Origin of the sequence: Dialister sp. UBA1703 (genome assembly GCA_002320515.1) — a bacterium.
Lineage (GTDB): Bacteria > Bacillota > Negativicutes > Veillonellales > Dialisteraceae > Dialister.
Genome location: DCJJ01000151.1, coordinates 1 through 6,128 on the forward strand (window position 1 = coordinate 1; position 6,128 = coordinate 6,128).

A 6,128-nucleotide genomic window follows, 5' to 3' on the forward strand; every position below is an offset into this window, starting at 1 on the left:
GCTGTCAAACCTAAGAACCCGACCCGCCGTAGGCCGGTCAAACTTGAGAACCTTTTCCCCTCACAACCCTTCTACACAACCCGCCGCCGGCAGGCGGTCCCAACCTGCGGCGTCAGCCGCGCCCCCTTCCCTCTGAACCCTCACGCCGCAGGCGGCCCCTATTTCATCGCCTTTTCTATTTTCTCCAGATTCTCCCTCATGGTGTCCAGATAGCTTTCTTTGCCCGGCTCTTCCAGTGTGGAGAGGGTTTCGGCGTCGGCGCCGGCTTCAGCTGCCAAGGTTCTGGCCAAGGCAGGGTCCATCATTTCTTCGGTGAATATGGTTTTTACCTGGTGGGCGCGGCAGAAGCGGATGAGTTCTACCAGTTTCCGGGCCGGCGGTTCTCCGGTGGCGAAGGCGTCTTCCACGCTTTCCTGGGTGAGGGAGAAGTCCCTTGCCAGGTAGCCGAAGGCGGCGTGGCCGGTGACCAGTTCTTTCCTGGGGGCGCGGGCCAGTTTGTCCCTGTATTCGTCCCTGAGGCCGTCGATGCCAGCGGCGAAGGTGTCATAGTTCTTCATGAAGAGGTCCCTGTTTTCCGGGGAGGCGGCGATGAGGCCGTCCCGGATGGCACGGGCCTCTTCTTTGGCTTCGGAGAGGCCCAGCCAGGTGTGGGGGTCGTAGTCTCCGTGTTCTTCCCTTTCTTCCTCATCTTCCAGCAGGATGGGCGTGACCTTTTCCGACGCCTTGACCACCACCCGGTTGTCGCTTCCGGCACTTTGGAGGGCCTTGTCCGCCCAGTGCTCCATGCCCATGCCGTTGTACACGAAGACCTTCGCTTCCTTCAGTTTCACCAGGTCCCCCGCCCGGGGCTCGAAGTCGTGGGGCTCAGTGCCGTCGGGCACCATGACGGAAATGGAAACGGCGTCTCCGCCGATGGCTTCGGTGAGCTTTTCCATGGCGCCGAAGGAAACGACCACCGGGATTTTCCCCTCACCGCCGGCGGGCGGCTCTTTTCCGCAGCCGGCGGTGAAGGCCAGGGCGGTAAGGAGGAGGGCGATTTCTTTTTTGAAATGGGATTTCATGGACGGAGCACCTGCTTTACGAAAATGGTGGAAAGGAGCAGGAAGGCGGCGGTCAGGGCGGTGACGCCGCCGGGGGCTGCGCCGATGAAGTAGGAGAGGAAGAATCCCGAAAGGATGGAGGCAAAGCTGTAAAGGAGGGAGGCCAGGAAGGTGGTTTTGAATCCCTTCTTCAGCTGCAGGGCGCTGGCCACGGGGAGGGTAATCATGGAGGTAATCACCAGGATGCCGACGGAGCGGATGGATACGGAAATGGCGGCAGCCACCAGGAAGGCGAAGAGGTAGTTCAGCCGCTTCACGTGGACGCCGGCAATGCGGGAGACTTCCTCGTCATAGGTAATGTAGAGGAGCTGGTGGTAGTTCAGAATCACCGTCACCACGGCGAAGAGGCTCAGTACGGCGGTGACAGCCATGTCTACGGGAGACACGGTGAGCATGGAGCCGAAGAGGTAGGCGTCGGCATTGGCATGAAGATGGCCGGAACTGATGAGGGTGATGGCAATGCCCACGGAAATGGACAGCACGATGGAGAGAATCAGGTCTGTATATTTCTTGAAATACTGGCGCAGAAACTCGATGGAAAGTCCCGCCAGGGCGGTGAAGGCAAAGGACACCAGCACCGGGCTTTCCCGGAAGAGGAGGCCCAGGGTGACGCCGGCCAGGGAGGAATGGGCCAGGGTGTCGCCGATCATGGAGTAGCGCTTCAGCACGATGAAAATGCCGATACAGGGGCAGAGGATGGCGATGCAGAGGGAAATGAAAAGGGCATTCTGCATGAAATCATAACTGAACATGGCCGCCCTCCTTCTTTATATATTCTTCAATATAATGGGACACGTTGCAGAGATGGCCCCTGCCGCCGTCCACATGGTAAAGGCCTGTGGACACCTGTCCCGCCTCTTCCATATTATGCTCCACCGCCAGTACGGTGAGGGCCTTTTCCCGGTTCAGCCGGGAGAGCTCCCCGTAGATTTCCCGCTGGCTTTCCAGATCCACGCCGGTGGAAGGTTCGTCCAGCATGAGGAGATCCGGACTTCCCATGAGGGCCCGGGCAATGAGCACCTTCTGGTGCTGCCCGCCGGACAGGTTCCCCATGAGCTCGCCTGCATAATCTTCCATGCCGGTGACGGCAAGAGTGTCCTTCACGGAAATGGATTTCAAGTGAAGGAGCTTCCCGTAGGAATAAATCACCTCTGCCACGGTAATGGGAAAGGCATGGTCCCGGGCAGGCATCTGGGGTACATAGCCCACACGCCGGGAGCGGCAGGAAATGGTGCCCTTCACCGGGGACAGGAATCCCAGAATCAGCTTCAAAAGAGTACTCTTCCCGCTGCCGTTGTTTCCAACGATGGAAATATAGGCCCCCTTCGGCACATGGAGGGAAATGTCCTCCAGAAGCCAGGGCTCCCTGCCGGTGTAGGAGAAATAAAGATGTTCTATGTCAAGCATGGCGTCTCCCTACCTTGTTATAAATGTCGATATTCTCTTTTCATTATAGCATAGCAGGCAAGGAGGGGCCAGAGAAATGGGGGATGGTGAGACCGCTGTCCTCTATCGGCTGTCCTCTATCGGCTGTCGGCAGCGAAAACCATACGACCGCGCCTGCGGCGCGATGGAAACACCCCCCTTTTGGTGCCTGCGGCACCATCTTTTCCCCCGCTGAAGCGGGGGGACAATAAGAGAGGGGGAAAAAAACCTCACGCCGCAGGCGTGTCCATGAACCTTTTCCACAACCCTTCTGCACAACCCGCCTGCGTCAGCAGGCCATAACCTACGGCGAAGCCGTGCCCCTTTTTTATTGCGGCGGAGCCGCCGCCACAACCCTCAGCGGCCAAAGGCGCCGTCAAACCTAAGAACCTTAAGAACCCTCGGGCCCACAGGCTCCGTCAACCTTTTCCTCCACAACCCTTCTGCACAACCTGCGGCGTCAGCCGCGCCCCTCCCTTTTTACTTCCTGCCTTGTCAAAATAGTCAAATAAACAATAGTAAACAAACGGAAAACACAAGAATAGTCAAAATGATAAAAATAAAAGTCAAAAATAATTTAGCACTCTATTGACAAGAGTGCTAAAAGTGCTATACTATAGTTGTCAGGAGGAAAGGGAGCCCGAAGGGAAACCGGAAAGGTTCCCGGACACCTGAACATCATAACAAATACAAAGGAAAGAGGTCTTTGATTATGGGCAGCATGATTCCGTTTGAAGGTTTATTTGGTGACAGCGTTCTGGATCATTTCTTTGATGACATTCCCACCGTTTATAAAGATTACGTAGCCGTACCGAAGGTGGATATTGAGGATTTGAAAGACTGCTATGAGGTGACCTGCGATATGCCGGGATTCACAAAAGATGAAATCCACATTAACTACGAAAACGGCATTCTTTCTATCGCCGCTAAACGGGACGACAAGAAGGAAACGAAAGACGAAGAGAAACATTACATCCGTCACGAGCGGAGCGCCGTTGGATTCTCCCGTCAGTTCTCTGTGAAGGGCATTAAAGAAGAAGGCATTAAAGCCAGCCTGAAGGATGGCGTGCTGAAGATTACCCTTCCGAAAGAAGATCCTAAGGCAGTGGAAGCGTCCCATCGGATTTCCATTGACTGATAGGTTGTAAGGAAGATTCCTGGTGATGCGAATGGAAATAGTTTCACTATGCTGAGCCCTGCCGCCGGAAGCACGGTCCGGCGGCAGGCTCAATCCTTTGTTTCAATTGCTTTTCTTACATTATCTCCCTCCCAAATCTATTAATTTGTTCATACAAACCACCCCTTAAGAAAGACCCGGAAAAGAGCAGTCCCTCTTTTCCGGGTCTTTTGCTGTGTGATTTTCACCGGCCTTTCCGCCTGTAGTATAATAAAAAATATTTCCTATATGGAACGTAGAAATAAGGAGGGACTATGGTTTCGGGACAGTGGAACCGGCAGACGGTGAAGGCTTTGTGGCAGCTCACGGCCCGGTATTGGAAAAGTGAAGAGAAGAAGAGTGCCTGGCTGTACCTTCTGGGCATTGTGGTCCTCACCATGGCGGCGGTGTACATGACCCTTCTTCTGAATGACTGGTTCAATGAGTTTTACAGCGCCCTGCAGAATTATGACAGCGGCGCCGTATATCATGGCCTTGTCCGCTTCACCGCCATCGCCTTCGGACACATTGCCTTTTCCGTGTATGCCTACTACCTGCAGCAGACCCTGGCTCTCCGCTGGCGGCGGTGGATGACGGAAAAGTACCTTTCCTGCTGGACTGCCCGGCAGATGTTCTACCGGCTGGAAATGTTTTCCGGCGGCCGCTCCGACAACCCGGATCAGCGTATTTCCGAAGACATCAACCTTTTTACCTCCCGCACCCTGTCCTTCATGGCCGGCCTCCTTCGGGCGGTGACCACCATCTTCTGCTTCATCTTTGTCCTCTGGTCCCTGTCGGAGCCCCTGTCCTTTATCCTCTTCGGCAGCACCTTCCATGTGTACGGCTACCTGGTATGGACGGCCCTGGCCTATTCGGTCATCGGCACCTGGCTTACCCACAAAGTGGGCCATAAACTGGTAGGCCTCAATTTCCTGCAGCAGAAACTGGAAGCGGACTTCCGCTATGCCATGGTGCGGCTTCGTGAAACATCGGAAAGCGTTGCCTTCTACCACGGGGGAGGCGAGGAAAAGAAAATCCTTGAAGGCCGGTTTCACAAACTTCTGGTGAACACGGTGTATATCATCAGGAAACAGAAACAGCTTTCCTGGCTCACCAATTCCTACGGCCAGATCGCCATTATCTTCCCCTTCGTGGTGGCGGCGCCGCGGTACCTGTCCAGAAATATTTCCCTTGGCGGTCTCATGCAGGTGGCCAACTGCTTTGGCAAGGTACAGGAATCCATGTCCTACTTCGTGGACGTATACGCCTCCCTGGCGGAATGGATGTCCTGCGTGGAACGACTGCTCACCTTCGACGAACACATGGACCGGATGGCAGAGGAAACGGAGGGAAAAGAGAAGAAACTGGCAAGAAAGGAAGGGGAGGCTCTTACCCTCTCTCATGTCAATGTGTCCCTCCCTGACGGGAAGCCCCTTCTCACCGGCCTTTTCTGCACCATAGAAGAAGGGGAAAGGGTCATCCTGAAAGGCCCCTCGGGCTCAGGAAAATCCACCCTCCTCCGCCTGCTGGCAGGCCTCTGGCCCTATGGGGAAGGAGAAATCCACCTGCCTTCTTCCCAAAACAGTCTCTTCATCCCACAGAAACCCTACATGCCCATAGGCACCCTGAAAGAAGCGGCCCTCTATCCCCGCGGGGAAGGGAAGGAAGAAGAACTGAAGAAACTTATGGAAACATGCGGCCTTGCTTCCTGGGCAGCCCATCTGGAGGATGAAGGAGACTGGAGCCACATCCTCTCCCTGGGGGAACAGCAGAAACTGGCCTTCGTCCGTATCTTCATCACCCGCCCCCGCTGGGTCTTCCTGGACGAAGCCACCTCCGCCATGGACGAGGAAACGGAAAACCGTCTCTACCGCCTTCTTTCCTCCCTGCCCGGCATCACCCTCATCAGCGTAGGCCACAGGTCTACCCTGGATAAGTACCACACCCGGGTGCTGAGAATCCGGGAAGGAAGACTGGAAGGGTAGGGATCGGGACGGTGCTTTCCAGTATTCCCGAAGGCCCTCACGCCTTATGGACAAGCCCTGACGGGCTTGAGGGTTCAAGCGCCTTCGGCGCGGTCGGGATCGGGACCGGGGCGGTGCTTTCCCGTATTCCCGAAGGGACCTGCACCTGCGGCGCAGAGGGGCCTATGGCATCCATCGGGCCTGTCGGCCCTCGGTGCCAAGGGTTGTGTAGAAAGGTTGCATCGCTTCGCTCAGGGGGCCACCGATTGGCGGTCAGGATCGCGATGGAGAATCATATCGGCGCTATGCCCCGTAGACCCTTTCCCGCTTCGCGGGACTTCCCCTCAAGGGGAAACGAGAGATATGAAGAGAAAAACGGGGGAGTCATATGCTTCATGTACTACTCCAGCATTCCCCCCTTTGGTGGCTGGCGCCACCACCTTTCCCGTGGAGAAGTCCGGCGCAGCCCGGATAGGGGGTGGC

General features: G+C 56.0%; 5 protein-coding genes. 2 read left to right on the top strand and 3 right to left on the bottom strand.

Annotated features, from left to right (window positions below; genetic code table 11):
* Window positions 1–158 precede the first annotated feature (158 nt).
* The 3 genes from B2Y11_RS06780 to B2Y11_RS06790 are packed head-to-tail and all read right to left on the bottom strand — an operon-like array spanning window position 159 to window position 2,507.
* Complete coding sequence (locus B2Y11_RS06780) at window positions 159–1,061, bottom strand: metal ABC transporter solute-binding protein, Zn/Mn family (protein WP_291057595.1); 903 nt, start codon at window positions 1,059–1,061, stop codon at window positions 159–161.
* Window positions 1,058–1,852 carry a metal ABC transporter permease gene (locus tag B2Y11_RS06785; RefSeq protein WP_291057597.1) on the bottom strand — a complete coding sequence of 265 codons (795 nt, stop codon included), beginning with the start codon at window positions 1,850–1,852 and terminating at the stop codon, window positions 1,058–1,060. The genes B2Y11_RS06780 and B2Y11_RS06785 overlap by 4 nt, the downstream gene beginning before the upstream one ends.
* Entirely contained in the window at window positions 1,839–2,507 is a 669-nt protein-coding gene (locus B2Y11_RS06790) for a metal ABC transporter ATP-binding protein (protein WP_291057599.1), read from the bottom strand. The genes B2Y11_RS06785 and B2Y11_RS06790 overlap by 14 nt, the downstream gene beginning before the upstream one ends.
* 730 nt (window positions 2,508–3,237) lie before the next feature.
* Between B2Y11_RS06790 and B2Y11_RS06795 the strand changes: the two genes are divergently transcribed.
* Together B2Y11_RS06795 and B2Y11_RS06800 are read left to right on the top strand one after the other, a co-directional pair.
* Window positions 3,238–3,663: an Hsp20/alpha crystallin family protein gene (locus B2Y11_RS06795; protein WP_291057601.1), complete on the top strand. Its 426-nt coding sequence runs from the start codon at window positions 3,238–3,240 to the stop codon at window positions 3,661–3,663.
* A 293-nt stretch (window positions 3,664–3,956) separates the two neighbouring features.
* Window positions 3,957–5,666, top strand: coding sequence for an ABC transporter ATP-binding protein/permease (locus tag B2Y11_RS06800; protein ID WP_291057603.1), 1,710 nt, complete (start codon window positions 3,957–3,959; stop codon window positions 5,664–5,666).
* The last annotated feature ends 462 nt before the right edge of the window (window positions 5,667–6,128 follow it).